The following is a 17,556-nucleotide window of genomic DNA, read 5'->3' as shown; positions in this document are numbered from 1 at the left end:
TGTGAACATTATCAGCCGCTGACGGGCGCCTTGTCGTGAACCACCCCCAACCTTCCACGTCGTCTCGCTGGCCCTCCTCGATCCGGGCGCTGCGCCACCGTAACTTTCGCCTGTACTTCGTTGGCCATGCGATTTCCACGCTAGGCACCTGGGTGCAGATGGTGGCGTTGTCCTGGCTGGTCTACCGGTTGACTGATTCCGCAGCGCTGCTGGGCATCACCACCTGCGCCAGCCTGTTGCCACAGTTGTTTGTCGGCCCGATTGCCGGGGCCTGGATTGATCGCCACGACAAACGCAGGTTGCTGATACTGACCCAGAGCCTGCTGGGCCTGCAGGCACTGTTACTGGCGCTGCTGACCTACAGCGGCCACATTGGCGCGAACCTGATCGTGCTCATGTCGTTCGTCCTGGGCGTGCTGAATGCCGTGGACACACCGCTGCGCCAATCGCTGCTCAGCCGTTTCGTCGATGATGTCGACGACCTGCCAAATGCCCTGGCCTTGAATGCCTCGCTGTTTACCTGCTCGCGCTTCGTCGGCCCGCCGCTGGCCGGGCTGCTGCTCGGCATGACCGGCGAGGCGGTGTGCTTCGCCCTGAACGCGCTGTCCTACGGCGCACTGATCACCGGCCTGCTGGCCGTGCGCATGAGCGCCGGTGTGCGCGCCAACGGCAGCATGCGCAGCGTCTTCCGCGAAGGCCTGACCTACGCCTTGCAGACGCCATCGGTACGCGGTCTGATTCTCGGCGTACTGATCGTGAACATCACAGCCTCAAGCTACGCCGTGCTGCTGCCGGTGTTCGCCCGGGACATCTTCGCCGGTGATGCCAGGACGCTGGGCTGGCTTTGGGGGGCGGCCGGGTTCGGCTCGCTGCTTTCGACCCTGCTGCTCGCCGCTCACCGGTCCGCCGAACAACTGCAGCGCTTGATCATCGCCACCGCCGGCGCCAGTGCCGTCGCCTTGCTGGTGTTTGCGGCCAGTACCCAGCTGGCACTGTCGTTGACGGCAATGGCAGTGCTGGGCTTCGGCGTGACGATCAACAACGTCGGCACAAACATCCTGCTGCAGAGCCAGGCACCTGAAGTGCTGCGTGGCCGGGTGGTATCGCTCTACACCTCGACCCGTTTCGGCTTCGACGCCATCGGTGGCCTGCTCGCCGGCCTGCTCGCGGCACGCTTTGGCGGCCCATGGGCCATGCAGATCGCCGGCGCCTTGCTCCTGCTTTACTGCGCCTGGCAACTGCTGGCGCAACGCCGAAGCGCCCGGCAACAGGCACAGGCCAGCGAAACGCATTGAGCACGCACCCGGCCGTTTCAACCGATCACTGAACAGACAAGGTCGCGACATGAACGAACTGCTACGCCAGCAACCCACCATCACCCTGCGACTGGCCATGCAGGCGCTGCAAGCGGCCCTGGAAAAAGCCGAAGAAGAACAGGTGCGCATCAGCCTGGTCGTGGTCGACGCAAGCGGCCTGCCGATTCACAGCGCGCACATGGACAGGGCGCCCCGGCCATCGCAGGACATTGCCCTGAACAAAGCACTGACGGCCGTGGGCTTCGGCATCGCCACACAGGGCTGGCAAGCCCGCCTGGAGAAGTGCTCCGAGGGCGTCCGCCAAGGCTTGCCGCTGCAACGCAATATGGCCCTGTTTGGTGGTGGCGCGCCCTTCCTGCATGAGGGGCAGGTAATCGGCGCCATTGGCGTTTCCGGTGCCTCCGAAGCCGTCGATGGCCATTGTGCCGAGGCCGCCGTCGAACGCGTCAGCGCGCTGCTCGGCCACTAGACTCAAGGTCAACGGTTACGCCTGTAGCTCGCTTGAAGGCCAAGGCCCGCACCGTCGCCTCAAAGGGTGCATCCTGTTTTACCTCACAACCTTTGTTCCAGGTGGCAGCCATGATCAACATCGAAACGCCAACCTACTACACAGCGACCAGGAAGTACGACCTGCACTTCCCGGATCTGCAAGCCGACCTGGAAGCGGATGTCGTGGTCATTGGCGGTGGCTTTTCCGGTATCAACACCGCACTGGAGCTGGCCGAAAAAGGCATCACCAATACCGTTGTGTTGGAGGCACGCTACCTGGGCTTTGGCGGCACCGGGCGCAACGGTGGGCAGATCATGGCGGGCATTGGCCACGACCTGGAAAAGATCAGGCAGGATGTCGGCGAAGCGGGCCTGCGCTCGATCTTCGAGATCAGCGACCTCGGTGCCGACATCATCAAGGCGCGTATCGCCAAGTACGCCATCGACGCGGACTTCTGCCACGGCTATGGCTACATGGGCTTCAACCGCCGCCAGGAAAAGACCCTGCGCAGTTGGGAAACAGCGTTCAAATCCCTTGGTTCAAAACACGAGATCCGCTTCCTGGCCGGCGCCGAGGTCAAGCAGATCATCGGCTCGGACGCCTACAGCAGCGCCCTGCTGCATATGGGTGGCGGCCATGTGCATTCCTTGAACCTGTTGCTGGGAGAAGCCCAGGCACTGGCCAGTCATGGCGTAAAAATCTTCGAGTACAGCCCGGCACTGGAGGTGTCCTACGGCGAACGGATCACCGTGCGCACAGCCAAAGGGTCGGTCAAGGCAAGCAAACTGCTCTGGGCCTGCGACAGCTTTCTCAACAAGCTGGAACCCGAACTGCACAAGAGCACGATCAACACCTATGCGTTCCAGATGATGACCGAGCCGCTGTCGGACGCACTGATCCAGCGCATCAGCCCCATCCGTGGGGCCTACAGCGACATTCGGCCGATCATCGACTACTACCGCATCACCCATGAAAATCGCCTGCTGTTCGGTTCAGCCACACCGTTCATCGAGCACATCCCGCTTGACCTGAAAGCGTGGAACCGCAGGCTGATGCTGAAGATTTTCCCGTACCTGAAGGACGTCAACATCGACCTGGCCTGGGGTGGCCCGATGGCCTGCAGCCCTAACCTGTTCCCGCAGATCGGCACCCTGCCCGGCCGCGCCAATGCCTTCTTCGTGCAGGGCTACTCGGGCTTTGGCGTCACCCCCAGCCACATCATTTGCAAGGTGTTGGCCGAGGGCATGAGCGAAGGCTCGGCGCGCTACGACTTGATCAGTTCGGTCAGACGTATTCAGGTGTATGGCAAGGATCATTTCCGGCCACTGCTGCTCAGTGCCGGCAAAAGCTGGCACCAACTGTCAGGCTTCTGGTCTGGCCGCCGTTAACCCCCTACTGCGGACGAAGACTGCACCATGCCTGCCTACACCGAAGCACTCGGCCAACACTGCCTGCACGCCTTCAGCCAGCAGGTACCCACGTCGCTAGGGGCGTTCTATCGCATCGACACGCAGCTACAAGCCTGTGATTTCCAGCTATTGGGCATGCAAGCGCCCATGCACCAGACCTACCTGGAGCACTACCGTCACCTCGACCCACTGCAACCCAGCAACTGCGTGGCCATCGGCTTGCCGGTGGTGTCGCTGCGCCAAGGCCTGGCTTACCAGAGCGAGGCGAACGGCCGCCGTTACCAGCGTTTTCTCAACCAGCATCAGGTGGTGGACGTGGTCGAGGTAATTGCCCACGTCGATGGCCGCCCGGCCGCCGGCCTGTCGTTGTTGCGCTGCAGCGGTCTGGGCCTGTTCCAGGCGCACGAACTGCAAAGCCTGTTACCGCTGCACGGCCTGATGCAACTGGCGGCGCGTCAGCTGCCAAACACGCCGAGGGATGATCGCCTGCAACGGTTGACCCCACGCGAACGCGAGATAGCCATGCTGTTACAGGAAGGCGTGAGCAACAAACAACTGGCGCGCCATCTCGACCTTGGCCTGCCAACGGTGAAAACCCACCTGATCAACCTGTTCCGCAAGGTCGGCGTGAAAAACCGCACCGAGTTGGTCGGGGCACTGTTCCTCCCGGAAAACACTGGAACTCAACCCTCTGGTTGATACCGCCGTGCGCCAGCGGGAGGCACCATCCGTGCATCTTCCACCGCACGAGCAACCACCATGAATACCCCCCACTCAGACTGGATCACTGTAGGCGCCCTGGCCGAGGGCTTCGCCCCCGAAGCGTTTATCCTGCCGCAGCTCGCCGAACTGGCCGGCAAGCAATTCAACCTGTTCTTCGCCAATGGCTGGGAAATCGTCCACCGCTTCGACGCCGAACAGCTGCACTGGGCCGCCGCCGATGGCCACTCCAGCGGCAGTGCCAGTTACCGCGCGACCTCGATACGCCCGGGGATCTACCTGGTGGATTTCCTCAAGAGCGAGCACGGCCAGGACTGGTCGATCTCGCTGGTACTGGACACCCTGACACACTCCTTTACCGCCGTTATCGGCCGTCTGCCGCGTGAACCAGAAACCCATGAGGGCCTTTACCACCTGGCCCTGGCCGGGAAAAGCCTGACCCGCGTGGACGCACAATTTTTCCACGGCAGCCTGGACACACCATGGCGCGAAGGCAGTTGCCCGCATGCACCGACGCAAGAACTGGTCGGTATCCGCAACTGCTACCGCTACAGCCCGACCGAGGTCTACGAGCACATCTACCTGAACGAACACTACTACGCCTGGCAGTGCCTGAAAGGTGTCGAACAAGGCCTGTGCGACACCGACCGCGCGCACTACTACAAGATCGCCGATCAGCTCTACCTGTTCGTCTGGCGCGAGAAGATCGTGCCAACGCTGGGCCTGGTGATGATCGACCTGAAAAACCACCGCAGCGACGGCAAGATTTTCGGCTATGCCGGCGGCAGTTTCGATGAACTGTCGAACTTCCCGGTGTCCTCCTACTGCAACCTGGTCAACACCACGGTCCACGCGCATGACTAAGACGATCCTGATTACCGGTGGCGGAACCGGGATCGGTGCAGCCTGCGCGCGACGCTTGGCCGACCAGGGCGCCAACCTGGTGCTGGTCGGTCGTCGCCGGGAAGCACTGGAACAGGTCGCTGCCACAACGGGCGCGCTGGTGCTGGTCGGCGATGCCGCCAGCAGCCAGGCCTGGGCCGGTTTCATCGAGCAGATCCGCAAGCGCTTCGGTGGCCTCGACGCACTGATCGCCTGCGCCGGTGGGCATGGCCTTGGTGCGGCGCTGGGCACCTCAGACGACGGCTGGCATACAGCGCTGCGCAGTAACCTCGACAGCGCCTTCCACAGTGCCCGCGCCTGCCTGCCGTTGCTGATCGAGCGACGCGGCAGCATCGTCCTGATGGGATCGATTGCCGCTCTCGCTGCGGGCCCGAAGGTGTGCGGCTATACCACCAGCAAGCACGCGCTGATCGGCCTCAACCGGTCGCTGGCGCGCGACTACGGCCCTCTGGGCGTGCGGGTCAATTGCGTCTGCCCAGGCTGGGTGCGCACGCCCATGGCCGATGAGGAAATGCAGCCATTGATGCAGCACTACCACGAAGATCTGGAGGCGGCCTACCGTCGGGTTACCGCCGATGTGCCACTGCGGCGCCCGGCCAGTGCCGACGAAATCGCCACGCTTTGCCAATTTCTGATCAGCGACCAGGCCTCGATCATCACCGGGGCAGTCATTGCCGCGGACGGCGGCTCAAGCATCGTCGATGTGCCGACCCTGGCCTACACCCACCTGGAGGGTGCCTGATGAGTACACACTTCGACTTCAGCGGGCAGACCGTCCTGGTCACCGGCGGCGCACAAGGCATAGGCCGCAGCATCGTCGAGGGCTTCGCCGCCAGTGGTGCCAAGGTGTTGATCGCTGATCTCAACCTGGCTCAGGCGCATGCCTTGGTGGCTTCATTGCAGGCCGAAGGTCGAACGGCCGAAGCCATTGGCATCGACCTAGCGGACCCCGGGGCAATCTTCAACCTGCTCGCACGCCTTGAGCGGCTGGATGTGCTGGTGCATAACGCAGGCTACTTTCCCCTGACACCGTTCACCCAGATCACCCCCGAGGTCCTCCAGCGCACACTGGCGGTGAACCTCTCGGCGCTGTTCTGGCTGACCCAGGGCGCCCTGCCACTGTTCCAGCGCCAGGGCGCCGGCACTGTCCTTGTGACCTCATCGGTCACCGGTCCCCGGGTCGCCTTTCCGGGGCTGAGCCACTACGCCGCGTCCAAGGCCGGGGTCAACGGTTTCATCCGCAGCGCGGCATTGGAGCTGGCCGCCTGCAACGTGCGGGTCAACGGAGTCGAACCGGGCATGGTGCGTACACCTGCAATGGCCAACCTGGGCGATGAAGCACTCAATGCGCGCATTGCTCAGGGTGTTCCCCTGGTTCGCCTGGGCGAACCGCAGGACATCGCCAACGCCATGCTGTTCCTGGCCTCGGAGCGGGCTGCCTACATCACCGGGCAAACCCTCATTGTCGACGGCGGTGCAACGCTACCTGAAACCCAGGCCACCGCCCCGCAACAACCTTGAGCAACGCGCGACCGTGGCGGCAGCCGAGCAACTGCCGACACTGGCCGCCGGGATCAAGGGCACTGGCAGCCACGAACAAGACTTGCCCCCCACAACAACGCGCTAATAGCCCGTCGCCAGCCAGCACGCGACGACGATCTTGTCTGAACAAGGTAGTCCTTCAATCAAAAAACGCAGCCGTCCGTGCTACGAAGAAAAAACGAGGGAGAGTTTCATGGGTAAAAAAATTCACCTGTTGCCGTGGGTACAGGCCATCGGCCTGAGCGTCGCCACACTCGCCACCAGCCAGACCGCCATGGCTTACGCACTGTATGCCGACGACGACACACACCTGAACGCAGACTTTCTCGCGGTCTATGGCCTGTTCAACAGCCGCAAGAACTACGATGGCACAACGGGTGGCTCCACCTGGCAGGAAGGTTTCATCAAGTACGGCGTCAGCGGCGATCAAGGGCTGGGCGGCAACGGTACGGCCTATGGCGCACTCAACTGGGTCAGTTCGGGCACCTGGGGTGACGGCGACGCGGCAGGCAATACCGACGGTTCCGAACGCACCACCAAGATTGAAGACGCCTACCTGGGCTGGCGTTCAGCCGATCTGTTCCCGGTGCTGGGCAAGGACGGTGTCGATATCTCCGCAGGCCGCCAGGTGGTCAAGATCGGCAGCGGCTTCTTGCTTAACGACGACGGCCCGAACCTGGGCAACGGCCCGGCTGACGGCGCACTGAACCGTGGCGGCGCTTACTACCTTGCCGCCCGTCATGCCTTCGACCGCACCGCCGTACTGCGTCTGGGAGGCACGGACGGCCTGCATGGCAGCATGCTCTGGCTCAAATCCGACAACCGCGCACAGGCCGAAACCGAACTGGCCGCCGGCACCCTGGACTACACCGCTGACGTCGGCACCCTGGGCCTGACCTGGATTCATGGCCTGGGTGTCAGTGAGCAATGGGCCAGCGACTTCCAGAAGCAACGTGATGGCATGGATGTCTACAGCCTGCGCGGCGAAGGCAACGCAGGCATCGAAAACGCCAGCTTCGCCTTCGAGTACGCCTGGCAGGACAAGGACGCTGGCGCCGAAAAAGCCTGGTACGCCGAGGCCGGCTACACCTTTGCCGATGTCGCCTGGGCACCGAAGTTGACCTACCGCTACAGCCGTTATTCCGAAGGCTGGGACCCGCTGTTCAACGGCCTGAGCACCGGCTACGGCACCTGGTTCCAGGGTGAAGTGGCCGCCAACTACTCCGGCCCGTTCAACAGCAACACCGGCGTGCACCACGTCGGCCTTAAGGCCAACCCGCTGGAAAACGTCACCGTCGGCGCGCTGTACTTCGACTTCAACACCCTGCACAAGAGCAATGCGCTGAACCTGGACGCTCGCGAACTGGACCTGTACGTCGAATGGGCGGTCAACGAGCACCTGGTCATCAGCCCGCTGGTTGGCCTGTACCAACCCAAGAAGGATGAAACCAACGGCGGCAACCAGGTGGGCGGCAACGGCACCAACGTCTACAGCCAACTCACCGTGGCCGTTCCGTTCTAACGACCCACCTCGCATGACCACCGCGCACATCGAGCGGTGGTCGCTTCCAGAGGGCTGCGCACGCTACAGGTCGGCGTGGCACCAACAAGCCGGGCTGGATAAAAAATGCCAGAAGCGCCATCCTCCATGCCTTTTTCAAGCGACGCTCTCACGTTACGCGCGTAGACCGAGGAACAGCCCCATGCACACCCATCCCCTAGACGCCACTGACTTCACCTTTATCGAAGACACCTTGCTGAAGTACGGCGATGATCACTCGGTGCTCAACCCCTCCGAACTCGACGGCTACTTCACCGCGCTGGTCTCCAGCCCTGTGCAGGTGGACATCGCCGAGTGGTTCCCGGCCATCTGGGGCGGGCAAAACCCGGACTGGGAAAGCCCTGAGGAGTGCAGGCAGTTCATTGAGTTGAGCGTACGCCACATGAACACGCTGGCCTCGCAATTGGCCCTCGACGCGCAAGCCTTCAAGGCACGCTTTGAACAGACCGAACACCAGGGCCAGGCACTCACGCTCGCTGAAGAATGGTGCTTCGGTTACCTGCGCGGGGTCGCCGTAGGCAACTGGCCTGAGCTGCCAGCACCTCAAGCCGCACTGTTCCAGGTGATCAGCACCTGCGCCGAACAAGACAACTTCGAACTTCCGGCAGACCTGGATGTGGTTCGGCACCGCTTGCAGGTAGAGGCCATCGAGCCGGCTGCCCGCGCACTGCATGACTACTGGGTTGCTCAGCGCCAGGGGTGATTGGCCTGGTTAAGGCAGCCACCCCCACTCACGAAAAGCGACTGAAAGGACCGCGCAAGACCATAGTGCAGTCACTTCAGCCCTTGGAGTGATTGAACTCACTCGATCAACCACATCACGCGCCCCAAAAAACGCCGTTTCCTTTATAAAGACAAACGGCGCTATTTCTTTACATGGACAGCGTCAGGCACAAGCCGAGTGTTCAAACACTCTGTCGCCAGCCCCACTGTTAAGGCTGAACACCAGCAATTTTTTCCAGGCGAATCGGATAGCCTTGGCCTGGCTGAACAACCGTTTCAGTCTCTACGGTCTGGACCACACGGCCAGTTGCATCCTTGGTAACGGCTACAGATTTGCTATAGGTGCTCTGTACCACACAGCCAGTCACGGATGCAGCGACAGCGGCTGTGAACACCAATGCTAAAGCAGACTTCATGCGGGATCTCCTTCCCAAAGTGATTGTGGCGCCCACTTTATCAGCATCAGAACTCGGCAGGCACTCAAATAGTGGCCAATTGCCAAGAACCAGAAACAACCGCCTCCCGTCCCTCTACGAAAAAGCCCCGCAGACGTTGATCTGCGGGGCTTTTGAAGCCAGGAACTCAAGCAGCAAACTGCAATGCTCAGCCAGACGTTCAGGTCAGCGCATCAGTCCTGAAGACCTTCCATCAATTTCAATGCGATTTTTTCGATCCCGACGTCCCTGCTTTGCTCAACCCCTTCGAATTGTGGTCGCCTGGGGTAGACGTCGAAATTGCAGTGGCTTTAGTGACACCGCGCGTATCTTTGGAATGGGCAATGCCAGACGTCGTGGTGCCATGGCCGCGATCACTATTGCGATCACTGCCGAAGTGGTTGCCGCTTGTGCCATGGTCGCGAACAGCCTTGCCAGCATGATCAGCGTCCAGCCCTTTACCACGACCGTTACTGTCAGCGTTGCCGGCGTGGCCTGAACCACTGTGGCCACCACCATTGCCATTGCCGCCGCCATGACCACCACCATTACCGCCACCGTGACCACCACCATCCTTCGCATAAGCGGAGCCCATGATGGACAGGCCAGCAGGGAGCAATGGGGCAGCTGCAAGCGCCATGACGCACGACATTACAGCAACGAGACTCTTGTTTTTTAAACGCATGATGGCTTCCGTGAAGGTTGATATTGCACGTCCTATGACGCGCCAACCACTCAACAGTTCACGCCCTCACGACGGACGGCTGTGCTTTGTGACGGTGATCACTCAATCGTCAATCGAAAGCACCGTTGATGACCTCATAAATGAGCCCGGTTGCCAGCGTAACCAGGATCAGGTCAGCACCCACCTGTTGCCACTCGTACCCATCATAGTGAGGCAACCTGCCAATCAGCCGACCATCGAGCTTTTTAGCGATTCCCGGCGGAAGCGGCTTACCGCGGGCCAGGTTCTTTTGTATGCCGGGTGGCAAGGCTGGCCCTGGGCTCCAGTAATCTCGATAGCCACCAACGATGCCCAGTACACTTGCCCGGTTGATGCTGGGGCCATTATGCCAGTCACTGCCTCCTGAGTTTTTTCCGTTGTTGCCATGACCGCCCTGGTTGCCGTAGTCCTGGCTATTGTGCGGGTTTCCCTTGCCCCCACCTTGCCCTTTGCCATTACCAGGATCAGCCACAGCCGTGGCAGAACCGAAAACCAGCGTCAAACAGGTAACCGCTGCAATCAACGCGCGAGATCTGAACATATCCGTACTCTCAGAAAGTGATGATCCTCTGGAATGTAGACGCTCCAGAGGCTTTTGGTTCCATAAACACTCGCTCATCACGTACGGCGGCGCATCGACTGCTACTTCTGAGAGAGCGCAGCAATCGACATACCCGACGCGACAAAGGTCAGCCCCGCCCCCACGTTCAGCCCATTGACGAGTCGCGGTCGCTGACGCAGGCACTGCGATAGCGCTGTGGCAAACACACCCATGAGCGCAAATCCCACCGCGGTGAGCGCAGCGAACCATATGCCGTACACCAACATCTGTATGGTCACTGAGCCCCGGTGCGGATCGACGAACTGCGGGATGAATGCCAGCACGAACAAACCAGGTTTGGGGTTGAGTGCAGCAGAGAGAAAACCTGTGAGGAAAATACTCGTTAGCGATTGCCGGGCAGCCGGTCGAAAACTGATCAGGCTGCGGGAGCGCAGTACTTTGATGCCGAGCCAAAGCAAGTAACCCGCACCGATGAGCTTGATAACCCAGAACGCCGCCACAGAGGTCTGCATAAGCAGGGTCAGGCCCAACGAAGCTGCAGTCACGTGGAATAGAATCCCACTGCCGGAAGCCAAACCGGAGACGATAGCGGCAACACGCCCCTGACTGAGCCCGCGACCAATAGCCAGCAGATTATCCGGGCCGGGAGATAGCACCAGTAGCAAGCAGGCAGCGGTATAGGCAAGCCAGATATCGAGTGGAAACATGGTAATCATCCTTGAACGAAATAGAGGCATCCCGCCTACAGTACCGAGCGACTGTAGTCCTTATCGGACAGCACAGGCAACACTGAGTCCGACTCAAGCCGGGCCGGCGGTTGGCGTAGGGTATTCGCGTATTGGAGCTAGAAAAGCCTTGCGGCCCAGGCGAGGAATAGCAGCGTTGTCCTTAAGTGAGCAGCATTGCCTGCCAGCTGTTTGCACGCAAAACGTTCAAATCAAGTAAGGCTCAAACAGGCTCCGCACATCCACCCGCGCCTTCAGCTTCGCGGCCAACAGGTACAAGCCTCCCATCTTGCGATGCAGAAACAGTACATCCACCGGCGGAGTGCCCCAGAAGTCGCGGTCGGCGCCCAGTTTCCACCCGGCATCGCGCAGGCGTACGGCGAGGTCAGAGGCCGCAAAGTCATAGGCGCCTTGATGCCGCAGCGGCTCGCAGGCCTGGGCGATCAGGTCGGTCAGCAACGCCCGATGTCTGGGCAGGGTTTCAGGCTGAAAGTAGCCGACGGCCAGCGCGGCGTCGCTGATGGCGGCGCGGTCTTCACGCAGGCCTGCAATCAGCAAGCGACGAAAGGCCTCGGTGCTGTTGCGGGCATAACGGCGCGTGGCGCCGAAATCGAGCAACACCATCCGGCCGGTGTCCCGCTGATAGCGGTAATTGGCAAAATTGGGGTCGGTCTGCACGCACTGGAACTCGAACACCTCGCGCATAAGCAGGCCGAACAGCAACGCGATAATCCGGTCGCGCTCTGCCTGAGGCGCGTGCTCCAATGACTCCATCGCGACCCCATCGACGAAAGACATCACCAGAATGGTTGGCGAGCTGAACTCGGTGTACACACGAGGAACCAGAAAGTCAGGACTGTCGGCCAACAGTTGATGAAAGTGCCGTAAGTGCTCGGCCTCTTTGAGGTAATCCGCTTCGTCCTGCAGTTGACGCTTGGCCTCTTCGAGCAGCGGCGCAACGTCCATGCCTTTAGGCAGCAGCCCAGAGATGCTCAGCAAGGTAGCGACGTTGTCCACATCGCTGGAAATGCTCTCGCGCACGCCTGGGTATTGCACCTTGATCGCCAGGCGTTGGCCGTCTTTGCCTTGCGCCGCATGAACCTGGCCGATGGACGCCGCCGCCAATGGGGTAAAGGAAAACCGTTCGAAGCGCCCTTCCCAGCCCTTGCCCCAGCTTTCGTTGAGAACTGCCACCAGCTGGCTCATGGGCATCGGATGCGCGTCCGAGCGCAGACGGGAAAGGATGTCGCTGAGCTCGCGCGGCAACAAATCGCCTGCGTCCATCGACAACAACTGCCCGACTTTCATGGCGGCGCCACGCAGTTGCGACAGCTGATTTTCCACGCGTTGTACATTGCCAGGCGTCAACAGCAGGTCACTGAGCGCCGGACGTTTGCCTTGTGCCAACTGCCGAGCGCCTTCGGCCAGCATGCCGCTCGCAACGCCCGAGGCCAAGCTGCCAAAACGTATCAGCCGCGACAAACGACTGCCCGGCACAGACGACGAACCGGGCTCTCGCGGCTTCATGAGTGGGTCGCCATAACGACCGCGCCAAGCAGCAGGCAGAGGCTCGCCACGCTGGTCAAGCGCAATCGCATCGGCAGGTACCAGTCAGGCAGGCTAATAACCCGAAACAGCTGCCGGTCCTGCCAATAGTGGGCAACAAACCCGACGATCAACAGCAAACACCCCCAGAACACCGGCAGTAACGTGGCAGCCCACGCGACAAGGGCCGGGATGACGCTCCAGATGAACCGGTCGCGGCGCTGCTCGGCGCTCAGGTCTTGCACGGTCATGGCGAAGCCCCAGTGCAAGGCGCCAACGAAGCTCAGGATGACCGCGCCGTAGGTGACCAGCGCCACCGACCACAACGGCCGATATTCAAGAGAAAACGGAAGCAGCAGCGCCAGTGCAATAAACGGCAGCAAGCCGCCATAACCCAGCAGAGCAACGTGCCGTGGCGGCAAGGTCGAAGACAACAGGTTCATTTGAACTCCTTATCAATCGCAGACATTTAAGACTGTAGGCCCAAAAGCCCCGACGTGACTTCAGCGTATGCGCTCAACCCGTATCCAAATGAGCGGCTGTATCCTCCAAAAAACACAGGTCTGTCACTACTGGACACGGAACCCTCTTGCTAACGTACCGTTCCCCCCTGTTTCGAATGGATTCCTCATGCGCCTTAAACTCTACCAAGTCGACGCGTTTACCTCAGAAGTCTTCTCCGGCAGTCCTGCAGCCGTAGTCCCCCTTGAGTCTTGGCTTCCCGTAGAGATGATGCAGTCAATTGCGATTGAAAACTCGCTACCGGAAACAGCGTTCTTTGTCCGTAACGCGCACGGGCAGTATGAGATTCGCTGGTTCTCACCACTCACCGAGATCAACTTCTGCGGCCACGCAACCTTGGCCAGCGCTTTTGTGCTGTTCAACCAACCGGGTGTCTCCAAATGCATCACGTTCTGGGCCAAGGCGGTTGGAGAGATCCCGGTGACGCAGTTACCCAGCGGTGAGATCGAGTTGAATTTTCCTGAGCTCGCACCTCAGCCGCTTGTTGATGTGCCTGCCCAATTGGTGGAAGGTCTTTCGATCACGCCCAGCGAATATTGGGTCAACCGACAAGCCTACTTTGCCATCTATGCCAATCAACAGCAGGTCGAGAGCGTGGTGCCACAGCTCGACAAATTGATCGAATTGGGCCCACGTGATGTGGTCGTGACGGCACCAGGTAAGCAGTACGACTTTGTCTCGCGCTACTTCTGGCCAGCCAACGGCGGTGACGAAGATCCGGTCACCGGCTCCATTCATGCGGGGTTGGCACCCTTTTGGGCAGAGCGTTTGAAGAAATCGCGATTGTTAGCGATGCAGGCCTCACGCCGACGCGGTGTGCTGGACTGCCGCGTTGAGGCAGGCCGGGTGTTTGTATCAGGGCACGCGGTGCAATATCTAGAGGGGGTCATTAGCGTGTAAAGCGGCCGGAAATGGAGCCGCCATTAGCGAAAAGCTGCCGTTGCGCGCCACACATAACAGCATCACCAACTGTGGCGCGCAAGCGTGGGCATTTACGCAAGCGCGAGGCTCTGAAAGCCCGCCGGAAACGCTGACTACTTGGCCTGCAACCGAAGGTTATTCAAGTGCTCAAGGGAGGCCATCTTTTCCGCTGTGCCTGCCGGCCCATCGCTCCCCATGATGGACGCATACGCGTCCTCGTACACCTTCGCAACAATCTGGGCATTCTCGGAGTGTTTCAGGAAAGCCATCAGAAGGTGTTCTACCGCATCGACTTGCGCTTGATTCAGGCTCACAACAACCTCCTTGGCCCGGCCCAATGCCGGTTACCCGTAATACCCCATCCAACCTCAAATAGCCACCCGGGTGAACGGCTTAGGACTGTTTCGGATGCGGTGAAAATACTCAACGAGAAGCGATCAGAACTGGCGAGCAGCCCTACAGGCCGCATGCCACTGGGGAGTTCACGTCGAGTGTTGGAACCGAAGAGATATCAAATAGACATCACTGTGATAGCCTTGGCGACTCCACGTTAAAGCGTCAAGGATCGAGAATGAAAAAGCTTATTCTGGTTGCGGCACTGGCTGCCTTTGGACCCGCCATGGCCTCTGCATCCAGCAATGTTGGCCAGTGCGTCTACCCTAAAACGACCGTTGCCAAAGATGGAAGTCTGAAGTTCAAGCAAAACGTTGTAATTTTCAGCGAACCCAATGCTCAGGCTGGCAATTCTGTCCTGAAGACGTTCAGCGCATTCACCATTGGCGCGGAAGCAAATGGCTTTGTGCAGCTACTGACTGTTCCTGATTACGACGCCGCTGACCCGGAGCGCGATGCAGGTAAAGTGTTTGGTTGGGCGAAGATGAAAGACTTCGACTATCAGGCTCTGCGCAACTGCACCTGATTGACGCTCTGCTCAGCCAGGCTGCTTACGCCTGGCTGAGCGAAGCACACCGCCGACATCAGCGATTCGACTATGGCTACCTGGCTGTTGCTCAAACCAACGACTGGAACCTACATGAATAGCCTGGATAAAGCTTTGGCGTTTCAAGCGCTTCATTCGCGCAGACAACCCCTTGTTCTGCCAAACCCGTGGGACGCTGGCAGCGCAAAAATTCTGACGTCCATGGGGTTTGAGGCATTGGCAACGACCAGTGCTGGTCTGGCATTTAGCCTGGGCCGTCGGGATGCGGAAGGCGCGGTGTCGCGCGAGGAGATACTTGCCAATGCTCAAAGCATCGTCGAGGCAACCCATTTACCTGTCAGTGCCGACCTTGAAAACGGATTTGGAGACTCACCTGAGGAGGTTTCCGAAACTATCCGCATGGCTGCTGCAATTGGTCTCGTTGGCGGTTCAATCGAAGACGCCACGGGTAACCCGCAAGCGCCAATCTACGCATTCAACCATGCGCTGGAGAGAGTTATTGCGGGTGTTGAGGCTGCACGCAGCCTGTCACTGCCTTTTGTATTTGTGGCGCGTGCTGAAAACTTCAGTGCTGGCGTACATGATCTGGACGACACCATTCGCCGACTCATTGCATTTGAGCAGGCTGGAGCCGATGTCCTCTTCGCCCCCGGCCTGCCCGATTTGAATGCTATCCAGCGGGTGTGCGAGGCGTTACAAAAACCAGTCAACGTGGTGATGGGCTTGGCAGGCTCTACGTTCACCGTGGATGAGCTTACAGCGGTTGGCGTCCGAAGAATCAGCCTCGGTAGTTCATTGGCCCGGGCCGCACTGGGTGAGTTTATCCGCGCGGCGCTGGAGGTAAAAACCATGGGGACGTTCAACTTCGCCAGTAACGCCATCAGCTTCCAAGAGGCCAATTCGCTCATGGCCCCCGCCAGGAAATCTGACTAGGTTTGCGTTGTAATCAGGCTAGGCAGAGAACGACTCTATGCAGGTGTGCAGGCTACCAGTGCCCAGGCCTCCCCGCAGGTTGCCCTGGCTGCAGTGAATCGTGTTTCCTTGGCACAAAAAAGCCCCGTTCGATGACGGAGCTTAGAAAGATAAGAATTAACCAAATGACTTGAACTCGTACTTGGCAACGTTCGCTCTCATGTCGTCAAGCAGGTCATGGCCTTTCCATGTGAGAGAGATCAACGTCTCAACGCCTGCAGCATCCAAGGTGTACTCCACAAACGCTTCCTTGATGATGAGCTGGAGTGCATGGGTCCCTTGTTCCTTTTTGGCGTGATCATGAATGTCCGGGCCTAGCGCTCCCTTCAGGGCATCCTCTTGAAGAACCCCTTTTCTGTTGGCCCGTTCAACTTGCTCAAGAAGGCCCTTGATGTAGTTCCAATTCCGCTTCATATTCACGTTCTCTTCTGCCATCTCAGGTCAGTTGAGAATAGTCAGAGGGATGGAAAACACATACAAAATGCCGACGCGGTGGTCGGGTTTTTCATGCTCCCCGCCGAGCGGGAACGCAATAGGCCCTCAAGCGGCCCTCTGTAGCAGCAAGCTAAAGGCCGGCTCTGTCGCCATGAGGGATGGCGAGGTTACGCACGACTCTCCAGACATACTTCAGGATGTGAGGGGAGATTTTTCTTGAAGCCGCTGCCCCCTGGATGCCCGATTGAGCCGCTTGACGAGAATTGCCGGACGGTCGGCATCGTTGTGGGCGCTGCAGAGTCTCTAAAAATGCCGAAAAAGAAGCCGCCAACAGACACCGCCACAGCAACCGCTGCTGACATTGAAAAATCCATTCAGGCCCTGAACAAAATGGCTGAACGCCTTTGGGGCGATGGCCGCGAGGCCGAGGCGAAAGCCCTCCTCGATGCCTTGGATGCGTTAAACCGGGCGCTGGATCGGATCAGGATTGGCGAAAGCCGCAGGGCTGTGACGCTGCACTAAGGAAATAAGCGTTAAACCGGTTTCCACAGACGCCCCAGCAACGGGCAACTACCAAACGATGTAAACCCGTCTTCACGGGCTTTTCACTGCCCTGTCATCCGCTCGTAACACCGTCAAAACACAATGGGGTCAGCCAAAGGGATTTGGCCCCGTCTACAGAGAGCCTGGCCAAGCGCCGGGCTTTTTTGTGCCTGCTACGTTTGCTTCGAAACGGAGGAAACACCATGCCGGACGATCCAATCCCCGCCCTTCTCTATCGCCTCAATCGACGCCATCACCCCTGCCATGGTTGCCCAGTACAGAAAGCCCTCAAAATGAGAAAGTTTGGGACTGCCTTCTAAAAGTTTTGGGACTATCGGTTTTCCAGCCCACAACGAAAAAGCCCCGCAGGAGGACTTACGGCTCTTCGCATTTAAGGGTGTAGCTGATTTCTAAACCCTCCTGACTTCAGCAAGCACCTGGCTATGTAATTGGTTAAATTTCTAAAGCCCAAGGCGGTACCTCGTAAGTGCTCAAGTCGCCCGTTGATAGCTTCTGTTGGACCGTTGCTGGTTCCTGGCCGGTCGAAGTAGGCAAGGATGCTCTCAGCG

The 17,556-nt window shown here is 59.6% G+C and carries 21 protein-coding genes and 1 pseudogene; 13 read left to right on the top strand and 9 right to left on the bottom strand.

Translation table 11 applies throughout. The features are described from left to right. Window positions 1–35: 35 nt before the first annotated feature. The 9 genes from EKA13_RS01730 to EKA13_RS01690 all read left to right on the top strand — a co-directional run bounded on the left by EKA13_RS01730 (window position 36) and on the right by EKA13_RS01690 (window position 8,644). The gene (locus EKA13_RS01730; protein ID WP_065757816.1) at window positions 36–1,295 is read left to right on the top strand and encodes an MFS transporter; all 1,260 of its coding nucleotides are present in this window, start codon (window positions 36–38) and stop codon (window positions 1,293–1,295) included. Between the two features lie 49 nt (window positions 1,296–1,344). Further along, window positions 1,345–1,785 (top strand): GlcG/HbpS family heme-binding protein, encoded by a 441-nt coding sequence (locus EKA13_RS01725; RefSeq protein WP_065757815.1) that lies wholly within the window; start codon window positions 1,345–1,347, stop codon window positions 1,783–1,785. Window positions 1,786–1,895: 110 nt separating this feature from the next. Further along, complete coding sequence (locus tag EKA13_RS01720) at window positions 1,896–3,194, top strand: NAD(P)/FAD-dependent oxidoreductase (protein ID WP_065757814.1); 1,299 nt, start codon at window positions 1,896–1,898, stop codon at window positions 3,192–3,194. 27 nt (window positions 3,195–3,221) lie between these two features. Further along, window positions 3,222–3,914, top strand: coding sequence for a helix-turn-helix transcriptional regulator (locus tag EKA13_RS01715; RefSeq protein ID WP_065757813.1), 693 nt, complete (start codon window positions 3,222–3,224; stop codon window positions 3,912–3,914). Window positions 3,915–3,974: 60 nt separating this feature from the next. Continuing rightward, complete coding sequence (locus tag EKA13_RS01710; protein ID WP_065757812.1) at window positions 3,975–4,799, top strand: molybdenum cofactor biosynthesis F family protein; 825 nt, start codon at window positions 3,975–3,977, stop codon at window positions 4,797–4,799. Then, the gene (locus EKA13_RS01705) at window positions 4,792–5,580 is read left to right on the top strand and encodes an SDR family NAD(P)-dependent oxidoreductase (RefSeq protein WP_065757811.1); all 789 of its coding nucleotides are present in this window, start codon (window positions 4,792–4,794) and stop codon (window positions 5,578–5,580) included. The genes EKA13_RS01710 and EKA13_RS01705 overlap by 8 nt, the downstream gene beginning before the upstream one ends. After that, on the top strand, window positions 5,580–6,359 hold the full coding sequence (locus tag EKA13_RS01700; RefSeq protein WP_065757810.1) for an SDR family oxidoreductase: 780 nt from the start codon (window positions 5,580–5,582) through the stop codon (window positions 6,357–6,359). Before EKA13_RS01705 ends, EKA13_RS01700 begins: the two co-directional genes overlap by 1 nt. 214 nt (window positions 6,360–6,573) lie before the next feature. Further along, complete coding sequence (locus tag EKA13_RS01695) at window positions 6,574–7,902, top strand: alginate export family protein (RefSeq protein WP_065757809.1); 1,329 nt, start codon at window positions 6,574–6,576, stop codon at window positions 7,900–7,902. A 181-nt stretch (window positions 7,903–8,083) separates the two neighbouring features. After that, entirely contained in the window at window positions 8,084–8,644 is a 561-nt protein-coding gene (locus EKA13_RS01690; RefSeq protein ID WP_065757808.1) for a UPF0149 family protein, read from the top strand. 229 nt (window positions 8,645–8,873) lie between these two features. On the opposite strand, the gene EKA13_RS01685 is transcribed toward EKA13_RS01690, so the two are convergent. The 6 genes and pseudogenes from EKA13_RS01685 to EKA13_RS01660 form a co-directional block, all read right to left on the bottom strand. Beyond that, entirely contained in the window at window positions 8,874–9,080 is a 207-nt protein-coding gene (locus tag EKA13_RS01685) for a hypothetical protein (RefSeq protein WP_065757807.1), read from the bottom strand. Window positions 9,081–9,633: 553 nt separating this feature from the next. Then, window positions 9,634–9,750 (bottom strand): annotated as a pseudogene (locus EKA13_RS28735) (hypothetical protein); the annotation flags it as partial. A 142-nt stretch (window positions 9,751–9,892) separates the two neighbouring features. Next, complete coding sequence (locus EKA13_RS01675; protein ID WP_065757805.1) at window positions 9,893–10,363, bottom strand: anti-virulence regulator CigR family protein; 471 nt, start codon at window positions 10,361–10,363, stop codon at window positions 9,893–9,895. A 101-nt stretch (window positions 10,364–10,464) separates the two neighbouring features. Continuing rightward, window positions 10,465–11,091 (bottom strand): LysE family translocator, encoded by a 627-nt coding sequence (locus EKA13_RS01670; protein WP_065757804.1) that lies wholly within the window; start codon window positions 11,089–11,091, stop codon window positions 10,465–10,467. Between the two features lie 225 nt (window positions 11,092–11,316). After that, window positions 11,317–12,636 carry an ABC1 kinase family protein gene (locus tag EKA13_RS01665; RefSeq protein ID WP_065757803.1) on the bottom strand — a complete coding sequence of 440 codons (1,320 nt, stop codon included), beginning with the start codon at window positions 12,634–12,636 and terminating at the stop codon, window positions 11,317–11,319. Further along, window positions 12,633–13,097, bottom strand: coding sequence for a DUF3429 domain-containing protein (locus EKA13_RS01660; protein ID WP_065757802.1), 465 nt, complete (start codon window positions 13,095–13,097; stop codon window positions 12,633–12,635). Before EKA13_RS01660 ends, EKA13_RS01665 begins: the two co-directional genes overlap by 4 nt. Before the next feature lie 187 nt (window positions 13,098–13,284). Between EKA13_RS01660 and EKA13_RS01655 the strand changes: the two genes are divergently transcribed. Further along, a complete protein-coding gene (locus EKA13_RS01655; RefSeq protein ID WP_065757801.1) occupies window positions 13,285–14,076 on the top strand; it encodes a PhzF family phenazine biosynthesis protein in 792 nt (263 codons plus the stop codon). A gap of 134 nt (window positions 14,077–14,210) precedes the next feature. Here the strand turns inward: EKA13_RS01655 and EKA13_RS01650 are convergent, their stop codons facing one another. After that, window positions 14,211–14,411, bottom strand: coding sequence for a hypothetical protein (locus EKA13_RS01650; RefSeq protein WP_065757800.1), 201 nt, complete (start codon window positions 14,409–14,411; stop codon window positions 14,211–14,213). Between the two features lie 257 nt (window positions 14,412–14,668). Here EKA13_RS01650 and EKA13_RS01645 point away from each other — a divergent pair, with 257 nt between their 5' ends. After that, the gene (locus EKA13_RS01645) at window positions 14,669–15,016 is read left to right on the top strand and encodes a hypothetical protein (protein ID WP_065757799.1); all 348 of its coding nucleotides are present in this window, start codon (window positions 14,669–14,671) and stop codon (window positions 15,014–15,016) included. Between the two features lie 114 nt (window positions 15,017–15,130). Further along, entirely contained in the window at window positions 15,131–15,970 is an 840-nt protein-coding gene (locus tag EKA13_RS01640) for an isocitrate lyase/PEP mutase family protein (RefSeq protein ID WP_065757798.1), read from the top strand. Between the two features lie 156 nt (window positions 15,971–16,126). Here EKA13_RS01640 and EKA13_RS01635 read toward each other — a convergent pair whose 3' ends face one another. After that, window positions 16,127–16,444: a DUF2513 domain-containing protein gene (locus EKA13_RS01635; protein ID WP_065757797.1), complete on the bottom strand. Its 318-nt coding sequence runs from the start codon at window positions 16,442–16,444 to the stop codon at window positions 16,127–16,129. 309 nt (window positions 16,445–16,753) lie between these two features. Here EKA13_RS01635 and EKA13_RS01630 point away from each other — a divergent pair, with 309 nt between their 5' ends. Then, a complete protein-coding gene (locus tag EKA13_RS01630) occupies window positions 16,754–16,966 on the top strand; it encodes a hypothetical protein (RefSeq protein ID WP_065757889.1) in 213 nt (70 codons plus the stop codon). A 412-nt stretch (window positions 16,967–17,378) separates the two neighbouring features. On the opposite strand, the gene EKA13_RS01625 is transcribed toward EKA13_RS01630, so the two are convergent. Then, window positions 17,379–17,556: transposase (locus EKA13_RS01625; RefSeq protein WP_141685661.1), on the bottom strand; the 178-nt coding region annotated here is incomplete at its 5' end.

Source organism: Pseudomonas defluvii, from assembly GCF_001695625.1.
GTDB classification, from domain to species: Bacteria; Pseudomonadota; Gammaproteobacteria; order Pseudomonadales; family Pseudomonadaceae; genus Aquipseudomonas; species Aquipseudomonas defluvii.
Note: the sequence above shows the minus strand (reverse complement) of the source record. Positions and strands in the feature narration are given on the sequence as shown.

What these genes read in the sequence shown, in the direction of transcription:
- EKA13_RS01725 (WP_065757815.1), top strand. Translation starts at nt 1,345, where the DNA reads ATGAACGAACTGCTACGCCAGCAACCCACCATCACCCTGCGACTGGCC.
- EKA13_RS01720 (WP_065757814.1), top strand. Translation starts at nt 1,896, where the DNA reads ATGATCAACATCGAAACGCCAACCTACTACACAGCGACCAGGAAGTAC.
- EKA13_RS01715 (WP_065757813.1), top strand. Translation starts at nt 3,222, where the DNA reads ATGCCTGCCTACACCGAAGCACTCGGCCAACACTGCCTGCACGCCTTC.
- EKA13_RS01710 (WP_065757812.1), top strand. Translation starts at nt 3,975, where the DNA reads ATGAATACCCCCCACTCAGACTGGATCACTGTAGGCGCCCTGGCCGAG.
- EKA13_RS01705 (WP_065757811.1), top strand. Translation starts at nt 4,792, where the DNA reads ATGACTAAGACGATCCTGATTACCGGTGGCGGAACCGGGATCGGTGCA.
- EKA13_RS01700 (WP_065757810.1), top strand. Translation starts at nt 5,580, where the DNA reads ATGAGTACACACTTCGACTTCAGCGGGCAGACCGTCCTGGTCACCGGC.
- EKA13_RS01695 (WP_065757809.1), top strand. Translation starts at nt 6,574, where the DNA reads ATGGGTAAAAAAATTCACCTGTTGCCGTGGGTACAGGCCATCGGCCTG.
- EKA13_RS01690 (WP_065757808.1), top strand. Translation starts at nt 8,084, where the DNA reads ATGCACACCCATCCCCTAGACGCCACTGACTTCACCTTTATCGAAGAC.
- EKA13_RS01685 (WP_065757807.1), bottom strand. Translation starts at nt 9,080, where the DNA reads ATGAAGTCTGCTTTAGCATTGGTGTTCACAGCCGCTGTCGCTGCATCC.
- EKA13_RS01675 (WP_065757805.1), bottom strand. Translation starts at nt 10,363, where the DNA reads ATGTTCAGATCTCGCGCGTTGATTGCAGCGGTTACCTGTTTGACGCTG.
- EKA13_RS01670 (WP_065757804.1), bottom strand. Translation starts at nt 11,091, where the DNA reads ATGTTTCCACTCGATATCTGGCTTGCCTATACCGCTGCCTGCTTGCTA.
- EKA13_RS01665 (WP_065757803.1), bottom strand. Translation starts at nt 12,636, where the DNA reads ATGAAGCCGCGAGAGCCCGGTTCGTCGTCTGTGCCGGGCAGTCGTTTG.
- EKA13_RS01660 (WP_065757802.1), bottom strand. Translation starts at nt 13,097, where the DNA reads ATGAACCTGTTGTCTTCGACCTTGCCGCCACGGCACGTTGCTCTGCTG.
- EKA13_RS01655 (WP_065757801.1), top strand. Translation starts at nt 13,285, where the DNA reads ATGCGCCTTAAACTCTACCAAGTCGACGCGTTTACCTCAGAAGTCTTC.
- EKA13_RS01645 (WP_065757799.1), top strand. Translation starts at nt 14,669, where the DNA reads ATGAAAAAGCTTATTCTGGTTGCGGCACTGGCTGCCTTTGGACCCGCC.
- EKA13_RS01640 (WP_065757798.1), top strand. Translation starts at nt 15,131, where the DNA reads ATGAATAGCCTGGATAAAGCTTTGGCGTTTCAAGCGCTTCATTCGCGC.
- EKA13_RS01635 (WP_065757797.1), bottom strand. Translation starts at nt 16,444, where the DNA reads ATGGCAGAAGAGAACGTGAATATGAAGCGGAATTGGAACTACATCAAG.
- EKA13_RS01630 (WP_065757889.1), top strand. Translation starts at nt 16,754, where the DNA reads ATGCCGAAAAAGAAGCCGCCAACAGACACCGCCACAGCAACCGCTGCT.